Below are 23,080 nucleotides of genomic sequence, written 5' to 3'. Positions count from 1 at the left end.
CAGCCTGATAACTAATGAATTAATACTAAAAACGCATGTAGATTGTCGTTTATGGAATATGGCAGCGGCGTTTACGGATATGTCGCTGGCGCTATCAAGACGCAAGCGGTCGCGGGTAGGCGAGGACTGTCACAAGCATTTGTTAGCGTCGAGTTCTTTTGAACCCGGGAGAAATGCCGATGAAGCTCGCACCTCGTTTTCTCGCTGTCGCCTTGAGTCTTGGTCTCGCTGGCCAGGCACTCGCCACCGATCTCAAACACTGGCCGGCGGAACAAGCCAAGGCCCTGGAGACGATGATCGCGGCCAACGCCAACAAGGGTAACTACGCGGTGTTCGACATGGACAACACCAGTTACCGCTACGATCTGGAAGAGTCGTTGCTGCCGTTCATGGAGAACAAGGGCCTCATCACCCGGGAAACCCTGGACCCATCCTTGAAGCTGATGCCGTTCAAGGACACCGCCGATCACAAGGAAAGCCTGTTCAGCTACTACTACCGCCTGTGCGAAGTGGATGACATGGTCTGCTACCCATGGGTGGCCCAGGTGTTCTCCGGCTTTACCCTCAAGGAGCTCAAGGGCTATGTCGACGAGCTGATGGCGTCCGGCAAGCCGGTGCCGACCACCTATTACGATGGCGACAAGGTGGTCCAGTACAACGTCAACCCGCCGAAAATCTTCACCGGCCAGGCTGAGCTGTACAACAAGCTGATGGAAAACGGCATCGAGGTCTATGTCATGACCGCCGCTTCCGAAGAACTGGTGCGTATGGTCGCCTCCGATCCGAAGTACGGCTACAACCTCAAGCCGCAGAACGTGATCGGTGTGACCACGCTGCTCAAGGACCGCAAGACCGGCGAACTGACCACCGCGCGCAAGCAGATCACCAACGGCAAATATGACGAGAAGGCCAACCTCGGCCTGGAGTACACGCCTTACCTGTGGACCCCGGCGACCTGGATGGCCGGCAAGCACGCGGCGATCCTGACGTACATCGATGAATGGAAAAAACCGGTGCTGGTGGCGGGTGACACGCCGAGCAGTGACGGCTACATGCTGTTCCACGATGTGGATGTGGCCAAGGGCGGCATTCACTTGTGGGTCAACCGCAAGGACAAGTACATGACCCAGATTAACGGCATGATGGCCAAGCACGCCGCGGCCCAGGCCAAGGAAGGACTGCCGGTGACGGCGGACAAGAACTGGGTGATCGTCAAACCTGAAGACATCCAGTAAGCCGGTAATGATCGTTCCCACGCTCTGCGTGGGAATGCATACCGTGACGCTCCGCGTCACTGGACGCAGAGCGTCCCTTGCGGCATCCCCACGCAGAGCGTGGGAACGATCAGCCCCGCACTTGGCGGGGCTTTTTTATGGGCGGTTGCAGCGCTTACAAGCCGTCAAGCATCGCCTTGTTCCGCACCGCGCCCTTGTCGGCGCTGGTGGCGAGCAGGGCGTAGGCCTTGAGGGCCGTGGTGACTTTGCGTGGACGTACTTCCACCGGTTTCCAGCCCTTGTTGTCCTGTTCGACGCGGCGCCCGGCCAGTTCTTCGTCGCTGACCAACAGGTTGATCGAGCGGTTCGGAATGTCGATCAGGACCTTGTCGCCATCGCGCACCAGGCCGATGGCGCCGCCCGCCGCAGCCTCTGGCGAAGCGTGGCCGATGGACAGGCCCGAGGTACCGCCGGAGAACCGGCCATCGGTCAGCAGGGCGCAGGCTTTGCCCAGGCCCTTGGACTTCAGGTAGGAGGTTGGGTAGAGCATTTCCTGCATGCCCGGGCCGCCTTTCGGACCTTCGTAGCGAATGATCACGATGTCGCCGGCCTTCACTTCGTCAGCGAGGATGCCGCGCACGGCGCTGTCCTGGCTTTCGAAAATCTTCGCGTTGCCTTCGAACACATGGATCGACTCATCGACGCCGGCGGTTTTCACCACGCAGCCATCCAGGGCGATGTTGCCGTACAGCACGGCCAGGCCGCCCTCTTGGGAGTACGCGTGCTCGACGCTGCGGATGCAGCCGTTTTCACGGTCGTCGTCCAGGGTTTCCCAACGGGTCGACTGGCTGAACGCGGTTTGCGTCGGGATGCCCGCCGGGCCGGCCTTGAAGAAGTGATGCACGGCCTCGTCGGTGGTCTGGGTGATGTCCCACTTGGCGATGCCTTCGGCCATGGTCTTGCTGTGCACGGTCGGCAGGTCGGTGTGCAACAGGCCGCCACGGGCCAGGGAACCGAGGATGCTGAAGATCCCGCCGGCACGGTGCACGTCTTCCATGTGGTACTTCTGGATGTTCGGCGCGACCTTGCACAGTTGTGGCACGTGACGGGACAGGCGGTCGATGTCGCGCAGGTCGAAATCGATCTCGGCTTCCTGGGCAGCGGCCAGCAAGTGCAGGATGGTGTTGGTGGAACCGCCCATGGCGATGTCCAGGGTCATGGCGTTTTCGAACGCCTTGAAGTTGGCGATGTTGCGTGGCAACACCGACTCGTCGTTCTCACCGTAGTAGCGCTTGCACAGCTCGACGATGGTCCGGCCGGCCTGCAGGAACAGCTGTTCGCGATCGCTGTGGGTGGCCAGGGTCGAACCGTTGCCCGGCAGGGCCAGGCCCAGGGCTTCGGTCAGGCAGTTCATCGAGTTGGCGGTGAACATGCCGGAGCACGAACCGCAGGTCGGGCAGGCGCTGCGCTCGTACTCGGCGACCTTCTCGTCAGAGGCGCTGGAGTCGGCGGCGATGACCATGGCGTCGACCAGGTCGAGGCCGTGGCTGGCGAGCTTGGTCTTGCCGGCTTCCATCGGGCCGCCGGAGACGAAGATCACCGGGATGTTCAGGCGCAGGGCGGCCATGAGCATGCCCGGGGTGATCTTGTCGCAGTTGGAGATGCACACGATGGCGTCGGCGCAATGGGCGTTGACCATGTACTCGACGGAGTCGGCGATGATCTCGCGGCTCGGCAGCGAATAGAGCATGCCGTCGTGGCCCATGGCGATGCCGTCGTCCACGGCGATGGTGTTGAATTCCTTGGCAACGCCGCCAGCGCGCTCGATTTCCCGGGCAACCAGCTGGCCGAGGTCCTTGAGGTGGACGTGGCCCGGTACGAACTGGGTGAAGGAGTTGGCAATGGCGATGATCGGCTTCTTGAAGTCGTCATCCTTCATCCCCGTGGCGCGCCACAAGGCACGGGCGCCGGCCATGTTGCGGCCATGGGTGGATGTTTTCGAGCGGTAATCAGGCATGGAGCACTCCGGGCGGCTAATCAGGTACTTATCAGGTATCAATGGGGAAGTGAGCTTCTGTCGACGTCTGGAGCACCCGGGTTTGGCCGTGTGTCCGCAAGTGGCTGATGACTTTGCAGGATCACTGCGCGCCTCAGCATGAGCTCATAAACCCGCCGGGGATGAATGGCGATGAATGACGCGATTCTACACCGCTGGCGCCAGGATGAAATGACGCAAAGCGCCGATCGGGCGCCAATGTCGTGCGCGGGATGACGACTGGCAGCGTTCAATCGGCCAGCAACCCCTTGTAGCGATGCCGGACCAGGGCATTGAGTGCCAGCCCCAGCAGGCTGAGCAGGACCAGGCAGAGGGCCAGGGTGAGCTGCAAGTCCAGCGGGGTGAGGCTGATCGCGGCGCTGGTCAGCCCGCCGAGGATGAAGATCAACACGCTACCGGCCGAGGCCGATGTGCCGGCCCGCTCGGGAAATCTGTTCATGGCTTGGGTGTGGGCGGCTGCGCGGGCGATGGTCGTTCCGGCGGTGCACACGATCATGGGCAGCAGCAGGGTTGTGACCGACAAGCCCAGGTGGCTGGAGAGCCCCAGCATCAGGACCCCCGCCGAGAGGATCAGGCCCAGGCCGGTGATGATTTGCGTCTGCGAGTCGATGCGATTGCTCAGCACGGACGCTACCGCGCCCCCGCCAATATAGGCCAGCCCATAGCCCAGCAGCGCCAGTGAAAAAGCCTCGGGTGAGAAGTGCAACTGGTCGATCAGAATCAGGGGTGAAATGACGATGAACGAAAAGTGGCAGGAAAAAGCCAGCGCCGATGTTAGCCAATAGGCCATGAAGCTGAAGTCCGCGCAGACCGTTCGATAGGCTGCGATGAAATTCAGGCGCCTGGGTTGGCTACCTGCCGTGGAGCGTTCAAGTAAAAGACAGGCGCTTGCGAATACACCCATGGCCAGGACAATGAACACCAGGAAGCTGCCACGCCAGCCCATCCAGCTTTGCAGCCCGGTGCCGGCCAGGGGTGAAACGGAAATGAAAATCCCCCCGCAGGTGACCAGGAAGATTCGCAGTCGCTGCTGTTCCCGGCCAGTGAACAGGTCTTGGATCAGCGCCTGGGACAGCACGAAACAACCGCACCCCAAGGCCTGGACGACACGGAAGAAGAGAAAGGTCCAGTAGCTGTCGGCGAACACGCAACCTGTTGCTCCGATGGCTGCAACGGTGATCCCGATCAGCAGTAGATTTTTTCGCCCCATGACGTCGGAAAGCGGACCGATCAGCAGTTGCGAAAGGGCGATACCCACTGCGAACAGGCTGACAGACAGGGCGATATCGGAGGATGGGCTCTGAAAATGCTCGGACAGTGCAGGGAATGAGGGCAGCACCACATCGATTGGAAAGACGCCGAGCAATGTCAGCATCAGCAACAAGCCGACGGTGGCCGGTTTGCGGGTAGCCAGGCGGTTTTGCGGATCAGTCATGAGGCGTTCCAAGGCGTCCCTGAGGGGTCGCTTTCAATCCTAATGCGTCATGTCCGCCCGTCACGGGGAGATTGAGTAGGACGGCTCTGGTAATTGCGTGGGGGTTCTCCTACAGACTTATTCAGACGCGCAAAAAAAATCGCAGCCAAGGCCGCGATCAGCATGCAATTGGAGTGTGCGGGGCACAGCGCTACGGCACTGGCCCCGCCCGGCCTCAGCTGTTGGGCAACAACCGGCAGGTGATGCTCTTGATGTAGCGGGTTTCGGCGATGGCCGGGTGTACCGGATGGTCTGGCCCCTGGCCGCCGCGTTCGAGCAGTTGGATGTTGCGGTCCAGATGACGAGCACTGGTCAGCAGGATGTTTTGCAGATCGTCTTCGGGCAGGTGCATCGAGCACGACGCGCTGACCAGGATGCCGTCCTTGCTGAGCAGGCGCATGGCTTGCTCGTTGAGGCGGCGATAGGCGCCTTCACCGTTTTTCAGGTCTTTCTTGCGCTTGATGAAAGCGGGTGGGTCGGCCACGATCACGTCGAAACGCTCTTCGCTGGCCTTGAGTTCCTTCAGGGCTTCGAACACGTCGCCTTCGATGCAGGTCAGCTTCTCGGCGAAGCCGTTCAACGCGGCGTTGCGCTCGACACCGTCGAGGGCGAAGGCCGAGGCATCGACGCAGAACACTTCACTGGCGCCGAACGCTGCGGCTTGCACGCCCCAGCCGCCGATGTAGCTGAACAGGTCCAGTACACGCTTGCCCTTGGCGTACGGGGCCAGGCGTGCGCGGTTCATGCGGTGGTCGTAGAACCAGCCGGTTTTCTGGCCTTCCATGACCGGCGCTTCGAACTTCACGCCGTTCTCTTCCAGGGCGACCCACTCCGGCACCAGGCCGAACACGGTCTCGACGTAGCGGTTCAGGCCTTCGGCGTCACGGGCCGCGGAGTCGTTCTTGAACAGGATGCCGCTGGGCTTGAGCACCTGGGTCAGGGCGGCGATCACGTCGTCCTTGTGGGCTTCCATGGTGGCCGAGGCGATCTGCACCACCAGGATGTCGCCGAAACGGTCGACCACCAGGCCTGGCAACAGGTCGGAGTCACCGTAGACCAGGCGATAGAACGGCTTGTCGAACAGCCGCTCGCGCAGGGACAACGCCACGTTGAGGCGATGCACCAGCAGGGATTTGTCCAGCGACAGCTTCACGTCACGGGACAGCAGCCGGGCGCAGATCAGGTTGTTGGGGCTCATCGCAACGATGCCCAGCGGCTTGCCGCCGGCGGCTTCGAGGATGGCCTGGTCGCCGGCCTTGAAGCCGTGCAGCGGGGTGGCGGCTACATCGATTTCGTTACTGTAGACCCACAGGTGGCCGGCGCGCAGGCGACGGTCGGCGTTGGCTTTGAGGCGCAGGCTAGGCAGGGACATGACGTCGCTCCGGAAAAAAGAGCGGGAGTATACCGTGTTGCAAGGGTTGACGGGCTTGAAGGACGATCGGTGGCCCGGCGGTGTATCGGATCCATCTTTAAGGGTTAGAATCCCCGCCTGACCTGGAGTGTGTACGCATGTCCAAAGAACTTTCCGCTGAACAGATCCAACAGTCCCTGCAAGGCATCAGTGTGCCGCCCCAGCCGCAGATCATGGTGGATCTGCAGATGGAGCAGTACATGCCCGATCCGGACCTGGAGACCATCGCCAAGTTGATCTCCCAAGACCCGGGCCTCTCGGGCGCCCTGCTCAAGATCGTCAATTCGCCGTATTACGGCCTGCGCAACAAGATCACCTCGATCCAGCGCGCGGTGAACCTGCTGGGCAGCCGTTCGATCATCAACCTGATCAATGCGCTGTCGATCAAGGGCGAGTTGCACGACGACGCTATCGTGACCCTGAACCGTTTCTGGGATACCGCCCAGGACGTGGCGATGACCTGCCTGACCCTGGCCAAGCGCGTCGGCCTGGAGAACGGTGACGAAGCCTATGCGCTGGGGTTGTTCCACGATTGCGGTGTGCCGTTGATGCTCAAGCAGTTCCCCAGCTACATGGGCGTGCTGGAAGAGGCCTACGCCAATGCCAGCGCCGAGTGCCGGGTAGTGGACACCGAGAACCGTGAGTTCAACACCAACCATGCGGTGGTCGGTTACTACACTTCCAAATCCTGGCGCCTGCCGGATCACGTCAGCCAGGCCATCGCCAACCACCACAATGCCCTGGCGATCTTCAGCGACGAGTCTTCACGCAACAACAGCCCGTTGAAGAACCTGCTGGCGATCCTGAAAATGTCCGAGAACATCTGTGCGTCCCACCGGGTGCTCGGCAATCAGGCCGAAGACCACGAGTGGGATTGCGTCGGGAGCCTTGTGCTCGATTACATCGGGTTGTCGGAATACGACTTCCAGACCCAGAAACAGGAAATTCGCGACCTCGCCACTCGTTGAGTGCGGGGCTTCGCCTGACTCGAGAGCCTCATGCCAGAACTGCCGGAAGTCGAAACCACCCGTCGCGGAATCGCGCCCCATCTTGAAGGCCAGCGGGTCAGCCGCGTGGTGGTCCGCGACCGCCGCCTGCGCTGGCCGATCCCGGAAGATCTCGACGTGCGGCTGTCGGGCCAGCGCATCGTGCAGGTGGAGCGGCGGGCCAAGTACCTGTTGATCAATGCCGAGGTCGGCACGTTGATCAGCCACCTGGGCATGTCCGGCAACCTGCGCTTGGTGGAAGTCGGCATGCCGGCCGCCAAGCACGAGCACGTGGACATCGAGCTGGAGTCCGGCCTGGCCTTGCGCTACACCGACCCGCGCCGCTTTGGCGCGATGCTCTGGAGCCTCGACCCGTTCAATCACGAGCTGTTGATTCGCCTGGGTCCCGAGCCGTTGACCGACCTGTTCGATGGCGAACGGTTGTTCCAGCTCTCGCGGGGGCGGTCCATGGCGGTCAAGCCGTTCATCATGGATAACGCGGTGGTGGTGGGCGTGGGCAATATCTACGCGACCGAGGCCCTGTTCGCCGCCGGCATCGACCCGCGCCGGGCCGCCGGGGGCATTTCCCGGGCGCGTTACCTGAAGCTGGCGATCGAGATCAAGCGCATCCTCGCCCATGCCATCGAGCGCGGCGGCACCACGCTGCGGGACTTTATCGGCGGGGATGGCCAACCCGGCTATTTCCAGCAGGAACTGTTCGTCTACGGCCGGGGCGGGGAGTTGTGCAAGGTGTGTGGTACGGGGCTGCGGGAAATCCGCCTGGGCCAGCGCGCCAGCGTCTGGTGTCCACGCTGTCAGAGCTGATTTGTCCTACGGTCTATAGTCAGTATTTAGCCGAAGGATCGCCCATGAAACTGCTTCGACCTGTCGTTCTAGCGCTGCTGCTGAGTGTCGGTTTGCCTGCCCTGGCAAGCGACGGCAGCGGCGACCCGCGCTACACCATCCAGAACCCGCCGGCCTTCGCCATGATCGGCGACCTGCTGATTGCCCGTCCGCTGCTGCTCGCCGCCACAGTGATTGGCGCCGGGGCATTCGTGGTGTCGTTGCCCTTTACCGCGCTGGGTGGCGGGGTCGGTGATGCGGGGAAGGCGTTGGTGGTGGACCCGGCGAAGGCCACGTTTGTGCGGTGCCTGGGGTGCATTGGGGAGGGGTTTGAGCGGCAGGAGTGAAGGTCAACAGTTACATCTTGGTGGTGGCTGAGGGCCTCTTCGCGAGCAAGCCCGCTCCCACAAAGGATGTGCTTAGGACACAAATTATGTGAACACAGTCGATTCCTGTGGGAGCGGGCTTGCTCGCGAAGAGGCCGGCAAAGACGCTACAAAACCTGGCTCATGCCTTGCCAGTAATCTTGCGATACTTCGCCATCAACTGTTCTTCAGTTTCCGGATGAGCCTCGTCCAGCGGAATGCAATCCACCGGGCAAACCTGCTGGCACTGGGGTTCGTCGTAATGGCCGACGCACTGGGTGCACAAGTTCGGGTCGATGACGTAGATTTCCTCGCCTTGGGAAATGGCCTCGTTCGGGCATTCAGGTTCGCAGACGTCGCAATTGATGCAGTCGTCGGTGATGATCAGGGACATGCAGGCTCCTGCCGGGGCGTTGGGCCCGGGCATATGAAAACGTATGGGCGCAATTGTGCCGCATTGGCGAGCGCAGTGCACGCGGGCGCGATGGACTGCGCTGTGCTGCGAGGTAGCTCGCAGCGCCAGCCGGTTATTTCTTGAAGCGCAGGGTCAGCGCATCGGCCACGGCCGGGTGGACGAACTTGGTGATATCTCCGCCCAACGCCGCGATTTCCCGGACCAGCGTCGAGGAAATGAAGGAATAGCGCTCCGACGGCGTCAGGAACAGGCTCTCGACGTCCGGTGCCAGTTGGCGGTTCATGTTGGCCAGTTGGAATTCGTACTCGAAGTCCGAGACCGCCCGCAGGCCACGCAGGAACACATTGGCGTTCTTTTCCTTGGCAAAGTGCGCCAAAAGCGTCGAGAAACCGACCACTTCCACGTTGGGCAGGTGCTTGGTGACCTCGCGGGCCAGTTCCACACGTTGTTCCAGCGGGAACAGCGGGTTTTTCTTCGGGCTGGCGGCGACGGCAATGATCACATGGTCGAACAGGCGCGCGGCGCGTTCGACCAGATCGCCATGGCCCTTGGTAATAGGGTCGAAGGTACCTGGGTACAACACTCGGTTCATCGCGTCGTCCTGGCGGGAGTCCGTTGGGGAGTCGGATGGTATCGCAGCCTTCTCGGTCGGCCAAGTCGGCTGTTGCGTAAGAAAGCACTATAGACGCTGCGAATAATCCGGCTATTCATGGATTTTTCAGGCGTTCGGCCAGGGCCGTCGCCAATTGCGCGGTCAGTCCGTACACCGATAACTGCGGGTTGGCGCCGATGCTGGTGGGGAACAGCGAGCCGTCATGGATCGACAGGTTGCCCAGTTGGTGATGGCGGCCAAGGCTGTCGGTGACGGCGGTTTTCGGGTCTTCACCCATGGCGCAACCGCCCATTACGTGGGCGCTGCCCAGGCGTGTGCGGTACAAAGCCAGGTCGAGTCCGTCGATCAGTGTGCGGGCTTCGGCCAGGGTCGTTGCGTAGCGGGCATCGCTGTGCAAAGGCATGACCGCCTTGGCGCCACCGGCAAACTGGATCTCGGCCATGCTGTGGAAGGCCCGGCGCAAGCCATCCCAGGCATACGGCGTAACGGGATAATCGAGCACGGGCGTGCCGTCGCTGCGCAACTCGACGCTGCCGCCGGGGCTGTCCGGATGAAAACCGTCGCGCAACAGCGCCAGCATGGCGTGGGTATGGGGCAGTCGGGACATGTGCCAAGCGTTCTCGGGGCCGAACCCGCCCAATAGCGTGGCGGCCAGGGCCGGGTGCAAGGGCGGGACTTCAAGCTTGTAGGACATTTTGCCGGTGGTGCCGTCCTGCCATTGGAAATGATCCGAATAAATCGATTGCGGTGCGCCGTAGAACGGGTTGATGACCTCGTCGAATTGCCCGGCGGACATGTTCACCAAGTGCAGGAAGGTGCGCTTGCCCACGCGTTCATATGGGTCTGGCGCATCGGAGCGCAGCAGCAACCCGGGACTATTGATGCCGCCGCCCGCCAGCACGTAATGCCGCGCCTTGACGGTGATGCGCCGCCCGGTCGGCGCCACGCAACGTTCATCCATGGCTTGGCACTCGAGGGCGATGACGGCATCGTTTTTGATCGTCAGACGCTCGGCCCGCGCCAGGTAAAGCAGCGCGCCGCCCTTGTCCAGCGTGGCCGGGATGGTGGTAACCAGCATCGATTGCTTGGCGTTGGTCGGACAGCCCATGCCGCAATAGCCCAGGTTCCAGCAGCCGCGTACGTTGCGCGGGATGACGTGCCAGGCGTAGCCCAATTGTTCACAGCCTTTGCGGATCACGTCGTTGTTGGCATTGGGCGGAACCAGCCACGGTGCCACGCCCAGGCGTTGTTCCATCTGCGCAAACCAGGGCGCCATTTCAGCGCGGCCGTGGCCTTTTACGTTGTGCTCGGCGGCCCAGTGGTCGAGGGTCTGGTCGGGCGTGCGGAAGCTGGAGGTCCAATTGATCAGCGTCGTGCCACCGACGGCCCGGCCCTGGAGAATGGTGATGGCGCCGTCCTTGCTCATGCGCCCGAGGCCTTCCTGATACAGGCTGCTGTAGGCCTGGTCTTCGAGCAGCGTGAAGTCATGACTGGTCTTGAGCGGACCTTCCTCGATCAGCAACACGCGGTAGCCGGCGGCGCTGAGAATTTCCGCCGTGGTGCCGCCGCCAGCACCGCTGCCAACGATGGCCACGTCCGCTTCCAGGGTCAGGTCCTGGGACAACTGCGCGCCGTTGTAGGTGGTCCAGCCACGGGCCAGGCCTTCGCGGAAGGGATCGGGTACGGGCATGTTCAGGGCTCTCTTATTGTTATGGATGGACGATGAAGAACCCTGTGGGAGCGGGCTTGCTCGCGAAGGCGGCTGTACATTCAACATTTATGCAAGCTGACACACCGCCTTCGCGAGCAAGCCCGCTCCCACAGGAGTTGGGCCTGGCTTTCAAATCTTGGGCGGTCCTGGATATCCACAATGCGCCCAGGCCTCGGGTCGGCTGTACCAGGCCATCATCACCAATTGCAGCAATGAGCAATGGCCTTGTCGCAACAGGTCCAGCGAGCTGTTTTCCCACCGTCCGAGGAACAGGCGGATGTCATCGGCGCTGGCGTTTTCCCACGGGCCCCAGACCCCGGTCAGCGGCCCGCGGGTAATGCCCAGCGTGAGCACGTCGAACAGCTGGCGCGTGAGCTTGAGCATGGCAGGGGACAGGTGGGCCAGGCTGCTGTCCAGGCTTCGCAGGGTCGCGTCAGTGGCGGCGGGGATCTGTCCGACGGCCACTGCGCCGTCCAGCATCACGGGAATGACGCTGCGTAAAAATGGCAGGTCGCTGTCGCGCAGGGCCGCCAGGCCGTTGGCCGGTTGGCTTGGCGAGCAACCGCTCAGGCTGGCGCCCAGGCCGACGGTGGCCAGGAAGGCGCTGGCGCCGAGGCTGAACTTCAACAGGCCGCGCCGTGACAACGCGGGTGTATCGGTGAGGCTTGGGTTCATTATTGTTATTACCCGGGAAGAGACGCGTCAGCGGACAAACAGCTTCTGGATCAGTTTCTGCAAAGGCTTGCCGTAAGGGGGATAAATCAGCTTCGCGACGTTGAATCGCTGTTTGGTCAGCACGCCCTTGGCCTTGCTGAAGGTCAGGAAACCCTCGTGCCCGTGGTAATGCCCCATTCCCGAGGGGCCGATGCCGCCGAACGGCAAGTCGTCCTGGGCGACATGCAGCAGCGTGTCGTTCAAGCAGACGCCGCCGGAATGGGTTTCGTGGAGCACGCGATTCTGTTCGGCCTTGTTGTAGCCGAAGTAGTAGAGCGCCAGCGGGCGGGGTCGCTGATTGATGTAGGCAAACGCCTGGTCCAGATTGTCATAGGGCACGATGGGCAGCAGCGGGCCGAAAATCTCGTCCTGCATCACGGTCATCTCATCGCTGACGTTGAGCAGCAGGCTGTGGGCCATGCGACGGCCCTGGCCTTGCTCGAACAACTCGATCAGCAACGCGCCTTTGCTGGTGGCGTCGCTGATGTAGCCGTTGAGCCGCGCCAGTTGTCGTTCGTTGATGACGGCGGTGTAGTCCGGGTTGTCCGCCAGGGTCGGATAAAACCCGCGAACCGCCTCGCGATACGCCTCGACGAACTCGCCGACGCGGTTCTGCGGCACCAGCACGTAGTCCGGGGCGACACAGGTTTGCCCGGCATTCAGGGTCTTGCCGAAGGCAATGCGTTCGGCGGCGTCCTTGATCGGTACATCGACCGACACGATGGCCGGCGATTTCCCACCCAGCTCAAGGGTGACCGGCGTCAGGTTTTCGGCAGCGGCACGCATGACATGCTTGCCGATGCTGGTGGCGCCGGTGAACAACAGGTGATCGAAGGGCAGCTTGGAAAACGCCATGCCGATTTCCGCCTCGCCAAGCACCACGCAGACGAGGTCCTGGGGGAAGACCCGGGCCAGCAATTGCTTGAGCAGCAAGCCGGTTGCCGGTGTCGATTCGCTGAGCTTGAGCATCACCCGGTTGCCCGCCGCCAAAGCCCCGACCAGCGGCCCGATGGCCAGGAACAGCGGGTAGTTCCACGGCACGATGACGCCGACCACGCCCAGCGGTTGATAGATCACTTTGGCCGATGCCGGTTGAAAGGCCATGCCCACTTTGCGCCGGGAGGGTTTCATCCAACCCTGGAGATGCCGGCTGGCGTAATGGATACCGTGCAGGCTCGGCATCAACTCGGCCAGCAGTGTTTCGTCGGCGCTGCGGTGGCTGAAGTCCTGGCTGATGGCGTCGATCAAGGCTTGGCGTTCGTTGCTCAATACCTCGCGCAGTGCCTTGAGCCATTGTTGGCGCTGTTCGGCCGGTGGCATCGGATGGGCCGCGTAGGCCTGGCGTTGGGCATCGAAGAGCGACCGCAGCTCGTCCAGTTGTTGTTGCGACTCGTGCAGGTAGGCAACGTCGGCAGGCATCGTCGGGCACCGGATATTATTAGAGTGGGTGTTTTCTAGAGCTTATACTCTATAAAGTCAATGGCATCCGTAACGGCGATGGGTTTTTCCTGTGACCGATAGGTCGTAAGATGCCGATCAATGCCTTCGTCGAATTAAAGCCCAAACCATGGCCCCACGAATGAAAACCAGCGAGCGCATCGTGCAAAACAGCCTCGAGCTGTTCAACCAGCAAGGCGAGCGCAGCGTCAGCACCAACCACATTGCCGCCCACATGGACATGTCCCCGGGCAACCTCTATTACCACTTCCCCAACAAGCAGGCGATCATCGCCGTGTTGTTCAGTGAGTACGAGAACCTGGTGGACAGTTTCTTGCGCCCGCCCCAGGGTCGTGCGGCCACGGTGGAGGACAAACGCTTCTATTTGCAGGAGCTGCTGGCGGCCATGTGGCGCTACCGTTTCCTGCACCGGGACCTGGAGCATCTGCTCGACAGCGACCCGGACCTTGCGGCGCGCTATCGACGGTTTTCCCAGCGCAGCCTGATCCACGGTACCGCTATTTATGAAGGCTTCGTTGCCGCCGGCATCCTGAAGATGGACCGGGTGCAGATCGAGTCCCTGACCCTCAATGCCTGGATCATTCTCACGTCCTGGGTGCGATTCCTGTGCACCACGCGGGAAAACTTCAGCCACCTGAGCGAGCAGGCCATCAAGCGAGGCGTGTATCAGGTACTGGTGTTGGAGGCCGGTTTCGTGACCGATCAGGCCCGCGAAGAGGTGGATGCACTGTTCAAAGAGTATTACGTCCCCCTGGCCCAGACCCTGGAGGAAGGGCAGTAGGACCGACCCCCGACTTAGCCACAGGAGTTCACCATGCCCATTGCGCAACTCATCAGCCCTCACGCCCTCGAAGAGCGGCGATCACAACCCGGGCTGGTCATTCTCGATTGCCGTTTTGCCCTGGAAGACCCGGATTATGGCCAGCGCAGTTATGCCGAGGGCCACATCGCCGGTGCATCGTTCGCGGACCTTGAACGCGACCTGAGTGGGCTGGTGACCAAAGGCGTGACCGGGCGTCATCCGCTGCCGGAGCCCGAGGCGTTGATCGAGCGCCTCAAGGCCTGGGGGATCGATAACGACAGCGATGTCGTGCTGTACGACGACGGTCCCGGCGCCTATGCCGCGCGGGCCTGGTGGTTGCTGGCCTGGCTGGGCAAGCGCGAGGGCGTGTACATCCTCGACGGTGGGCTCAAGGCCTGGCATGCCGCTGGCTTGCCCTTGAGCCTGGATCCGCCGCAGAACACTCGCGGGACCTTCAGCGGGGCGCCGGATGCGAGCGTGGTGCTCAGTGCTCAAGCGCTGCAACAACGCCTTGGCCAATCGGACATGACCCTGCTGGATGCCCGGGCGTTGCCGCGATTCAAAGGGGAAGTCGAGCCCATCGACCCGATAGCCGGGCATATCCCGGGCGCACAGTGCGCGGCGTTCACTGAAAACCTTGGCGCCGATGGGCGCTTCCTGCCGGTCGACCAGCTCAAGCGGCGCTTCGCCGAAAAACTGGGCGAGCGCTCGCCCACCGACCTGGTGGCCTATTGCGGCTCCGGCGTGACGGCGTGTCATAACCTGTTTGCCTTGTGCCTGGCAGGGTATCCGCTGGGGCGGCTGTACGCTGGCTCGTGGAGTGAGTGGATCAATGATCCCCAGCGGGGCGTGGCAACGGGCGAATAACAAACACCCGGAACCAATGTGGGAGCGGGCTTGCTCGCGAAGACGGTGTGTCAGTCAACTTCAATGTCGCTGACCCACCGCTTTCGCGAGCAAGCCCGCTCCCACAGGGGATGTGTGTTGGTCATGAACCATCATGCTCAGCCGTGGCCCAGGCTGGCCAGCCAATCGGGAATCCGCCGCTCCAGGTAGTACCCCGGGCGCCGCAGGGTTCCGTCGACAAACCCCACATGCCCGCCCCGGGCGTGCAGTTCAATCCGGGTCGAAGCGGATAATTCGCGCGGTTCGGGCAGGCTGTGAGGAAACACAAAGGGATCGTCGGCGGCCTGGATGACCAGGGTCGGCGTGCTGATGCCCGCCATGAAATAACGGCTGGAGGCGCGGCGGTAGTAATCCGCGGCATCGGAGAACCCGTGCAGCGGCGCCGTCACCCGGCCGTCAAAGTCCCAGAAGGTGCGCATGTTTTCCAAAGGGCCAAGCGCCGCCAGGGTCGCCAGGCCCTCGTGGCGTCCGTCGTGCTGGAACTGGCGTTGCTTGTTGCGCACATAGGCCACGAGCTGGCGCATGAAATGCGCCTGGTAGAACCTGGAAAATCCCTGGCCGATGCGATCGGCGCACTGGTCGAGGCGAAACGGCACCGAGACCGCCACCGCCCCTTGCAACTGGCTGTCGCGGCCGGCTTCCCCCAAGTGTTTGAGCAACACATTGCCGCCCAGCGAATAACCCACCGCAAACAACGGCGCCAAGGGCCGTCGGGCGCGCAAGTGGGTGATGGCGGCGGCCAGGTCTTCGCTGACGCCCGAGTGGTAGCTGCGGGGCAACAGGTTCGGCTCACCCGAGCAGCCACGCCAGTTCAAGGCCGCACTGGCCCAGCCCTGGCGACCGAGAGCCTGTTGCAGGCCGGCCACGTAAGGCGAGTTGGAAGAGCCGGTCAGCCCGTGAAGCACCAGCACCAGTGGTGCCTCGGCGCTGTGGGGGCCGTGCCAGTCAAGGTCGAGGAAATCACCGTCTTCCAGCCACAAGCGCTCGCGTTGGCGATCGATGTGGGTGGTCTGGCGCCACAACGGGCCCCATAGCGTTTGCAAATGCGGGTTGCCCAGGCCCGGGGCAGGGACGAAACGTTCGGATGCGGCGGACATCATTATTATTCTCGATGCACTGGTCAGCCGTTCAGCCAATGTCCTTTGCCGAACGCTGCCACAACGCGTAATACACCCGTCCGGATTTCTGCTCGCGATGCAAGCGCCAATTGCCCGGCAAGCCCAGAGTGGACGGGGCGGTCTCGCTTTCAGTGTAGACCCAGGAATCCTCGGCCAACCACTGACGGTCCTCAAGTAGCGCGCAGACCGTCGGCAACAGGTTCTGGTTGAAAGGCGGGTCGAGGAACACCAGGTCGAAAGGCGTCGCCGGTTGGCTGTCCAGGTAGCGCAGGGCGTCGGCGGTCTGCACCTGGCCGACGGTGCAGCGCAGCGTGCCCAGGTGTTCTTTCAGGCTGGAGACCGCCAGGTTGCTGGCGTCCAGCGCCTGGCCCATGGCGGCGCCACGGGACAGGGCCTCGAGAAACAGCGCGCCGCTGCCGGCGAACGGGTCGAGCACCCGGGCACCTGCCACATAGGGTGCGAGCCAGTTGAACAGGGTTTCGCGCACGCGGTCGGGAGTGGGGCGCAGGCCCGGGGCATCCGGGAAGCTCAGGCGCCGGCTGCGCCATTCGCCGCCGATGATGCGCAACTGGTTCACACCGTTGTGCACGGGTTTCTTGCTGGAATTCGATGGACGGGCCATTAGTGCTCCGGAACCCCGAGCGGCTGCTCGGCAGGTTTGTCAGTGGGGGGCGGCAACGGCTTTTGCGGCACGCTCGGGCCGGCGGTGACGATGACCATTTTGTCGGTGCTCAGGTGTTTGTTCAGCGCGGCCTTGACCTGCTCGACCGTCAGTTCCTGGGACTGGCGCATGAAATCTTCCAGGTAGCTCAGCGGCAAGTCATAGAACCCCATGGCACCGAGCTGGCCGACGATGTCGGCATTGCTGGCGGTGGACAGCGGGAAACTGCCGGCCAACTCACGCTTGGCGTCGTCGAGTTCTTTCTGGGTGGGACCGTTCTTGAGGTAGTCGGCGAACACGTCCTGCACCAGTTTCAAGGTGCCTTCGCTCATTTCCGCACGGGTCTGCAGGTTGATCATGAAGGGGCCGCGGGATTGCATCGCCGTGAAGCCGGAGTACACGCCGTAGGTCAGGCCGCGTTTTTCCCGCACCTCGGTCATCAGTCGCGTGCCGAAGCCACCACCGCCGAGGATCTGGTTGCCCAGGGACACGGCGGCATAGTCCGGATCGTCACGGTCAATGCCCAGTTGCGCGAGCATCAGGTTGGTCTGCTTGGACGGGAATTCGATGTGGCCGATGCTCGCCTTGGGCTCCACCGGTGGCGGGGTTTTCGCCAGGGCCGGGCCTTTGGGCAGCGCGGCGGATACTTGGTTGGCAACCGCTTCGGCTTCGGCGCGGGACAAATCCCCCACCAGCGCGATTACGGCGTTGCCGGCGGCGTAGGCTTTGGCGTGGAAAGCCCGGGCCTGGGCCAGGGTGATCGGTGGGATGCTGTCGGCGGTGCCGTCGCTGGAATGGGCATAGGGATGCTCGCCGTACAGGCGCTTCATCAGTTCCAGGCCGGCCAGTTTGCCGGGGTTCTGTTTCTGGTATTCGAAACCGGCGAGCATCTGGTTCTTGATGCGGGCGAAGGAGTCGGCGGGGAAGGTCGGTTTGCCGACGACCTCGGCGAACAGCTTCAATGCCGGCTCACGCTTGTCGGCTGCGCTGAGGCTGCGCAGGGACGCCACGGCCATGTCCCGGTAGGCGCCGTTGCCGAAGTCCGCACCGAGGCTTTCGAAACCTTGGGCAATGGCGCTGACGTCCTTGCCGGCCACGCCCTCGTTGAGCATGGCGTTGGTCAGCAGGGCGAGGCCGGGGGCATCGCCGTCCTGGCTGCTGCCGGCAGCGAAGGTCAGGCGCAGGTCGAACATTGGCAATTCGCGGGCTTCGACGAACAACACCTTGGCGCCGTCGGCGGTTGTCCAGGTTTGCACGTCGAGTTGGCGCCGGCTCGGCGCCTTGTCATTCAGTTCGGTCAACGATTGCAGCTTGTTGCCGGACTTGGCGTTATCCAATGCCTGGCTGGCGGTGACGTCGGTGGTCGGCGACAGATAGAACGCCAGGGAGCCGGCCAGGGCGATCAGCGCCAGGCCGATCAGCACCGGGCGCCGTGATTTGCGCTCACTCATGAGCTTTCTCCTCGGGCAGGACATGCGCAACGCTCAGGCGCGAGCGGGTGAAATACAGCTGGGCTGCCTTCTGGATATCTTGCGGGGTCACGCTTTGCAGTTCGGCGAGTTCGGTGTCCATCAGCTTCCAGGACAAACCGACGGTCTCCAACTGGCCAATGGCGGTGGCCTGGCTGGTGATCGAGTCGCGCTCATAGACCAGGCCGGCGATGACCTGGGCGCGCACGCGTTCCAGTTCGTCGGCGGTCGGGGCGGTGGTTTTCAACTGCTCAAGCAAGCGCCACAAGCCGGCTTCGGCCTGGGCGAGGGTTTTGTTTTTCTGCGTGTTGGGCGTCGCCGACAAGGTGAACAGTGTGTCGCCGCGGGTGAAGGCGTCGTAGCTCGACGAACCGCCGGACACCAGCTCTTCGCCGCGCTCCAGTTGGGTCGGGATCCGCCCGCTGTAGCCGCCGTCCAGCAGGGCCGAGATCAGCCGCAGCGCGTTGACTGAGCCCTTGTCCGTCGCGGTGGCGATGCTCGGCACATTGAAGGCCAGCATCACGCTGGGCAGTTGGGTCTGCACATGCAGGGTGATCTGGCGCTCGCCGGGTTCGGCCAGCTCCAGGGGGATTTTCGCCACCGGCACCGCGCGCCGGGCAATCGGGCCGAAATAGCGCTGGGCCAGGGACTTGACCTCGTCCGGCGTCACGTCGCCGACCACCACCAGGGTCGCGTTGTTCGGGGTGTACCAGGATTCGTACCAGTGCCGCAGCTCCTCGACGGTCATCCGGTCCAGGTCGGCCATCCAGCCGATGGTCGGCGTGTGGTAGCCGCTGGCCGGGTAAGCCATGGCCTTGAAGCGCTCGTAGGCCTTGGACATGGGCTTGTCGTCGGTGCGCATGCGGCGCTCTTCCTTGATCACCTCGATCTCGCGGCTGAACTCCTCCGGTGGCAGGCGCAGGCTGGCCATGCGGTCGGCTTCCAGTTCGAAGGCCACGCCCAGGCGGTCGCGGGCCAGTACTTGGTAATAGGCGGTGAAGTCATCGCTGGTGAAGGCGTTCTCTTCGGCACCGAGGTCGCGCAGGATCAGCGACGCTTCGCCGGGACCGACTTTTTCACTGCCCTTGAACATCATGTGCTCAAGGGCGTGGGACAAACCGGTCTGGCCTGGCGTTTCGTAGCTGGAGCCAACCTTGTACCAGACCTGGGAGACCACCACCGGCGCACGATGGTCTTCGCGCACGACGACCTTCAGGCCGTTGTCGAGGGTAAATTCGTGGGTGGGTTGTGGGTCGGCAGCCAAGGCTGAAAAGGGCAGACAAACTGTGCTGAACAGCAGGCCTGCGGCGCGGCGGGCAAGAGCATTCATTCGTGTTTAAACCTGTTGGGTTGCCTGCTTGGCCTTAGCCTCAGCAGGCGAGGAGGTGCTAGGATACTGATCCGTTTTACTGGCGGCCACGCCTATCGGGCCTTTTATCGGCCCGGGGTTGTCTGGGTTCCCCGGAGAAACACCGGGTTTGCTCGTTGATCCCGGCGTTTTCGCCGATGATGCCGTACCAGTCCTTCGAAAAAATCGACTTTGGGGTGTCCTCGGGACGCCTCGACAAAATGTTGCGCGTGAACAAGCTGGATGAAACGCAGTCTGTTCAGCATTGAATATTTATCACCGAGGCGCCCTTGTGGCGCGTCGCTACCGTGAGATAGCCGTCCTCCATGTTTGGTTCCAACGACGACAAGAAGACCCCAGCTGCGGCTGGCGAGAAAAAAGGCCTGTTCGGATGGCTGCGCAAGAAGCCGCAGGAAACCGTCGTCGAACAGCCACAACCGCTGCCTGAGCCCGCCGCCGAGGCCGTGGCCGAAGCAACTGCGCCCATCGTCCTGCCGATTGCCGAGCCGGTGCTGCAGCCGGTCGAGGCTGAGACCGTTGTAGAGCCGGTGGCCGAGCAGCCGCTGACCCCGCCCGTCGAGCAAACCCCCTGGTTGACCTTGCCGGTGGCGGAAGAACCGGTTGCGCTGGTCGAGGAAGCGGCGCCCCATATCACCCCGCCGATTCCCGCGCCGACGCAGGTTGTCGAGGCGCCAGTCGTCGACGCTGTCATTGAGCCGCCGGTCGCCGTCGTTGCGCCCTTGGTTGCGCAAGCCGTGCCCGAACCGGCACCTGCCCTGTTGGAAGCCATCGCCCCCGTCGAGCCCGTCCGTAGCGCCGAGGAAAACAAGGTCGGTTTCTTCGCCCGCCTCAAGCAAGGCCTGTCCAAGACCAGCGCCAGCATCGGCGAAGGCATGGCCAGCCTGTTCCTGGGCAAAAAAGTCATCGACGACGAATTGCTGGAAGACATCGAGACCCGCCTGCTGACCGCCGACGTCGGTGTCGAGGCCACCTCGGTGATTATCCAGAGCCTGACCCAGAAGGTCGCGCGCAAGCAGCTGACCGACGCCGATGCGCTGTACAAATCCCTGCAAGGCGAGCTGACCAGCCTGCTCAAGCCGGTGGAAAAACCGCTGGTGATCGCCTCGCAGAACAAGCCGTTCGTGATCCTGGTCGTCGGCGTCAACGGTGCAGGCAAGACCACCACCATCGGCAAGCTGGCCAAGAAGCTGCAGCTCGAAGGCAAGAAAGTCATGCTGGCGGCGGGCGACACCTTCCGTGCCGCCGCGGTCGAACAACTGCAAGTGTGGGGCGAGCGCAACAAGATCCCGGTGATCGCCCAGCACACCGGCGCCGACTCCGCTTCGGTGATCTTCGACGCCGTGCAAGCGGCCAAGGCCCGTGGCATCGATGTGTTGATCGCCGACACGGCCGGTCGCCTGCACACCAAAGACAACCTGATGGAAGAATTGAAGAAGGTGCGCCGGGTGATCGGCAAGCTCGACGCCGACGCACCCCACGAAGTGCTGCTGGTGCTGGACGCCGGTACCGGCCAGAACGCCATCAACCAGGCCAAGCAATTCAACCAGACCGTCGAACTGACTGGGCTGGCCCTGACCAAGCTCGACGGCACCGCCAAGGGCGGGGTGATTTTCGCCCTGGCCAAGCAGTTCGGCCTGCCCATCCGCTATATCGGCGTGGGTGAAGGCATCGACGACTTGCGCGCCTTTGAAGCCGAGCCCTTTGTCCAGGCACTGTTTGCCGAACGGGAGCATGCATGATTCGTTTCGAACAGGTCGGTAAACGCTATCCGAACGGTCACGTCGGCTTGCATGAGCTGAGCTTTCGGGTCCGTCGGGGCGAGTTTCTGTTTGTCACCGGCCATTCCGGCGCCGGTAAAAGTACCTTGCTGCGCCTGCTGCTGGCGATGGAGCGGCCCTCCACCGGCAAACTGCTGCTGGCCGGCCAGGACCTGAGCACCATCAGCAATGCCCAGATTCCCTACCTGCGACGGCAGATCGGCGTGGTGTTCCAGAATCACCAATTGCTGTTCGACCGCACGGTGTTCAACAACGTGGCGTTGCCGTTGCAGATCCTGGGCCTGTCCAAGGCCGAGATCATCAAGCGCGTGGACTCGGCCCTGGAGCGTGTGGCCCTGTCGGACAAGACCGACCTGTACCCGGGCGACCTGTCCACCGGTCAGCAACAGCGCGTCGGCATCGCCCGTGCCATCGTCCATCGCCCGGCCTTGCTGCTGGCGGACGAACCCACCGGTAACCTCGACCCGCGCCTGGCGGCGGAGATCATGGGCGTATTCGAAGACATCAACCGCCTGGGCACCAGCGTGCTGATTGCCAGTCACGACCTGGCATTGATCGCGCGCATGCGTCACCGCATGCTCACGTTGCAGCGCGGACGCCTGATTGGTGACGGGGAGGCTGGCGTATGAGTGCTACTCGCAGCCCGAAAGTGGCCGAACGCGTGGCCCCGAAGGCCTCCGATCCGCAGCCGCAAAAGAAAAAACGCGACGATGACGACGGCCCGGACTTCGCCACGCTGCTGCGCGCCTGGATCGAAAGCCATCGCGCCAGCCTGCTGGACAGTCTGCGGCGCCTGGGCAAGCAACCCATCGGCAGCTTCTTTACCTGCATGGTGATGGCGGTTGCCCTGAGCCTGCCCATGGGGCTGTCATTATTGCTGAATAATGTGGAGCGCCTGGGCGGTTCCTGGCAGCGCGCGGCGCAGATTTCCCTGTACCTGCAGATGGACGCGAGCCCCGGCGAGGGCCAGGCGTTGCGCGAGCAGATCAAGGCCATGCCGGGCGTGGCCGATGCCGAATACATCGGGCGCGAACAGGCGCTTGAGGAATTCCAGCAGCAGTCCGGCCTGGGCGAAGCCCTCAAGGAGCTGCCGGAGAACCCGCTGCCGGGCGTGGTGCTGGTGACGCCAAACGAAGTCGACAAGCCGACCCTTGAAGCATTAAGACAAAGACTTTCCGAGTTGCCGAAGGTACAACAGGCGCAACTTGATCTAGTCTGGGTCGAGCGTCTTGCGGCGATCCTCAAGCTCGGCGACCGGTTTGTCTTCGGCCTGACGGTGCTGCTGGTTTCTGCATTACTTTTGGTGATAGGCAATACCATTCGTCTTCATATTGAAAACCGCCGCACCGAGATAGAAGTGATTAAACTCGTCGGCGGTACGGACAGCTATGTACGCAGGCCCTTCCTTTATATGGGCGCGCTGTATGGCTTCGGTGCCGGGATTCTGTCCTGGGGTGTATTGGCGTTCGGCCTGGACTGGCTGAACGATGCGGTAACAGGGTTGGCCGGTTTGTACGGCAGTGATTTCTCGCTGGCCGGTGTGCCAGCCGCCGACGGTCTGTCGCTCTTGCTTGGCGCGGTGCTGTTGGGTTATATCGGTGCATGGATTGCGGTCGCACGCCACTTGCGTGAGCTTGCGCCAAAATAAGTGTTTTTTTGCGTGTATTGACCTTTCAATTTTTGTGGGAACTTGTCCTAGGGTTCCCGGTCAATTTTC

The 23,080-nt window shown here is 62.6% G+C and carries 21 protein-coding genes; 9 read left to right on the top strand and 12 right to left on the bottom strand.

The annotated features are described in order from the left end of the window. Positions 1 to 179: 179 nt before the first annotated feature. Positions 180 to 1,235: an HAD family hydrolase gene (locus AD662_RS26695; protein WP_014340698.1), complete on the top strand. Its 1,056-nt coding sequence runs from the start codon at positions 180 to 182 to the stop codon at positions 1,233 to 1,235. A gap of 154 nt (positions 1,236 to 1,389) precedes the next feature. Here the strand turns inward: AD662_RS26695 and ilvD are convergent, their stop codons facing one another. From ilvD to AD662_RS26680, 3 genes are all read right to left on the bottom strand, one after another. After that, positions 1,390 to 3,231, bottom strand: a complete 1,842-nt coding sequence (gene ilvD, locus AD662_RS26690) for a dihydroxy-acid dehydratase (RefSeq protein ID WP_018609449.1) — start codon at positions 3,229 to 3,231, stop codon at positions 1,390 to 1,392. A 268-nt stretch (positions 3,232 to 3,499) separates the two neighbouring features. After that, positions 3,500 to 4,705, bottom strand: a complete 1,206-nt coding sequence (locus AD662_RS26685) for an MFS transporter (protein ID WP_053190028.1) — start codon at positions 4,703 to 4,705, stop codon at positions 3,500 to 3,502. A gap of 214 nt (positions 4,706 to 4,919) precedes the next feature. Then, entirely contained in the window at positions 4,920 to 6,116 is a 1,197-nt protein-coding gene (locus tag AD662_RS26680) for a class I SAM-dependent rRNA methyltransferase (protein WP_053190027.1), read from the bottom strand. Between the two features lie 191 nt (positions 6,117 to 6,307). Here AD662_RS26680 and AD662_RS26675 point away from each other — a divergent pair, with 191 nt between their 5' ends. The 3 genes from AD662_RS26675 to AD662_RS26665 are packed head-to-tail and all read left to right on the top strand — an operon-like array spanning position 6,308 to position 8,331. Beyond that, positions 6,308 to 7,123 carry an HDOD domain-containing protein gene (locus AD662_RS26675; protein WP_172681187.1) on the top strand — a complete coding sequence of 272 codons (816 nt, stop codon included), beginning with the start codon at positions 6,308 to 6,310 and terminating at the stop codon, positions 7,121 to 7,123. A gap of 30 nt (positions 7,124 to 7,153) precedes the next feature. Continuing rightward, the gene (gene mutM, locus AD662_RS26670) at positions 7,154 to 7,966 is read left to right on the top strand and encodes a bifunctional DNA-formamidopyrimidine glycosylase/DNA-(apurinic or apyrimidinic site) lyase (protein WP_003206537.1); all 813 of its coding nucleotides are present in this window, start codon (positions 7,154 to 7,156) and stop codon (positions 7,964 to 7,966) included. Between the two features lie 44 nt (positions 7,967 to 8,010). Beyond that, on the top strand, positions 8,011 to 8,331 hold the full coding sequence (locus tag AD662_RS26665) for a hypothetical protein (RefSeq protein ID WP_018609455.1): 321 nt from the start codon (positions 8,011 to 8,013) through the stop codon (positions 8,329 to 8,331). Between the two features lie 160 nt (positions 8,332 to 8,491). Here AD662_RS26665 and AD662_RS26660 read toward each other — a convergent pair whose 3' ends face one another. The 5 genes from AD662_RS26660 to AD662_RS26640 all read right to left on the bottom strand — a co-directional run bounded on the left by AD662_RS26660 (position 8,492) and on the right by AD662_RS26640 (position 13,221). Next, the gene (locus AD662_RS26660) at positions 8,492 to 8,743 is read right to left on the bottom strand and encodes a YfhL family 4Fe-4S dicluster ferredoxin (RefSeq protein ID WP_003206534.1); all 252 of its coding nucleotides are present in this window, start codon (positions 8,741 to 8,743) and stop codon (positions 8,492 to 8,494) included. Between the two features lie 133 nt (positions 8,744 to 8,876). Beyond that, positions 8,877 to 9,356: a pantetheine-phosphate adenylyltransferase gene (gene coaD / locus AD662_RS26655; RefSeq protein WP_003177462.1), complete on the bottom strand. Its 480-nt coding sequence runs from the start codon at positions 9,354 to 9,356 to the stop codon at positions 8,877 to 8,879. 115 nt (positions 9,357 to 9,471) lie between these two features. Further along, positions 9,472 to 11,067 carry a GMC family oxidoreductase gene (locus tag AD662_RS26650; RefSeq protein WP_053190026.1) on the bottom strand — a complete coding sequence of 532 codons (1,596 nt, stop codon included), beginning with the start codon at positions 11,065 to 11,067 and terminating at the stop codon, positions 9,472 to 9,474. Between the two features lie 150 nt (positions 11,068 to 11,217). After that, positions 11,218 to 11,763, bottom strand: a complete 546-nt coding sequence (locus tag AD662_RS26645; protein ID WP_053182763.1) for a hypothetical protein — start codon at positions 11,761 to 11,763, stop codon at positions 11,218 to 11,220. A 27-nt stretch (positions 11,764 to 11,790) separates the two neighbouring features. Next, positions 11,791 to 13,221, bottom strand: coding sequence for a coniferyl aldehyde dehydrogenase (locus AD662_RS26640; RefSeq protein ID WP_053190025.1), 1,431 nt, complete (start codon positions 13,219 to 13,221; stop codon positions 11,791 to 11,793). 148 nt (positions 13,222 to 13,369) lie between these two features. On the opposite strand from AD662_RS26640, the gene AD662_RS26635 reads away from it, so the two are divergent. Beyond that, positions 13,370 to 14,041 (top strand): TetR/AcrR family transcriptional regulator, encoded by a 672-nt coding sequence (locus tag AD662_RS26635; protein WP_003206524.1) that lies wholly within the window; start codon positions 13,370 to 13,372, stop codon positions 14,039 to 14,041. A gap of 33 nt (positions 14,042 to 14,074) precedes the next feature. Continuing rightward, positions 14,075 to 14,929, top strand: coding sequence for a sulfurtransferase (locus AD662_RS26630; RefSeq protein WP_053190024.1), 855 nt, complete (start codon positions 14,075 to 14,077; stop codon positions 14,927 to 14,929). Positions 14,930 to 15,066: 137 nt separating this feature from the next. Here the strand turns inward: AD662_RS26630 and AD662_RS26625 are convergent, their stop codons facing one another. From AD662_RS26625 to AD662_RS26610, 4 genes are read right to left on the bottom strand one after another with little or no spacing between them, the layout of a single operon-like run. Then, the gene (locus tag AD662_RS26625) at positions 15,067 to 16,065 is read right to left on the bottom strand and encodes a hydrolase (RefSeq protein WP_033062732.1); all 999 of its coding nucleotides are present in this window, start codon (positions 16,063 to 16,065) and stop codon (positions 15,067 to 15,069) included. A gap of 31 nt (positions 16,066 to 16,096) precedes the next feature. After that, positions 16,097 to 16,708 carry a 16S rRNA (guanine(966)-N(2))-methyltransferase RsmD gene (gene rsmD, locus AD662_RS26620; RefSeq protein ID WP_014340689.1) on the bottom strand — a complete coding sequence of 204 codons (612 nt, stop codon included), beginning with the start codon at positions 16,706 to 16,708 and terminating at the stop codon, positions 16,097 to 16,099. Next, on the bottom strand, positions 16,708 to 18,198 hold the full coding sequence (locus AD662_RS26615) for a M16 family metallopeptidase (protein ID WP_053190023.1): 1,491 nt from the start codon (positions 18,196 to 18,198) through the stop codon (positions 16,708 to 16,710). Before AD662_RS26615 ends, rsmD begins: the two co-directional genes overlap by 1 nt. After that, positions 18,191 to 19,546: a M16 family metallopeptidase gene (locus AD662_RS26610; protein WP_053190022.1), complete on the bottom strand. Its 1,356-nt coding sequence runs from the start codon at positions 19,544 to 19,546 to the stop codon at positions 18,191 to 18,193. Before AD662_RS26610 ends, AD662_RS26615 begins: the two co-directional genes overlap by 8 nt. A gap of 344 nt (positions 19,547 to 19,890) precedes the next feature. Here AD662_RS26610 and ftsY point away from each other — a divergent pair, with 344 nt between their 5' ends. From ftsY to ftsX, 3 genes are read left to right on the top strand one after another with little or no spacing between them, the layout of a single operon-like run. After that, positions 19,891 to 21,324: a signal recognition particle-docking protein FtsY gene (gene ftsY, locus AD662_RS26605; protein ID WP_053190021.1), complete on the top strand. Its 1,434-nt coding sequence runs from the start codon at positions 19,891 to 19,893 to the stop codon at positions 21,322 to 21,324. Then, positions 21,321 to 21,992 (top strand): cell division ATP-binding protein FtsE, encoded by a 672-nt coding sequence (ftsE, locus tag AD662_RS26600; protein WP_003177474.1) that lies wholly within the window; start codon positions 21,321 to 21,323, stop codon positions 21,990 to 21,992. Before ftsY ends, ftsE begins: the two co-directional genes overlap by 4 nt. After that, a complete protein-coding gene (gene ftsX, locus AD662_RS26595) occupies positions 21,989 to 23,011 on the top strand; it encodes a permease-like cell division protein FtsX (RefSeq protein WP_018609487.1) in 1,023 nt (340 codons plus the stop codon). Before ftsE ends, ftsX begins: the two co-directional genes overlap by 4 nt. The last annotated feature ends 69 nt before the right edge of the window (positions 23,012 to 23,080 follow it).

It is taken from the genome of Pseudomonas kilonensis (assembly GCF_001269885.1).
Lineage (GTDB): Bacteria > Pseudomonadota > Gammaproteobacteria > Pseudomonadales > Pseudomonadaceae > Aquipseudomonas > Aquipseudomonas kilonensis.
The sequence above is the reverse complement of the archived record's forward strand: the minus strand, read 5'-3'. Positions and strand labels throughout refer to the sequence as shown.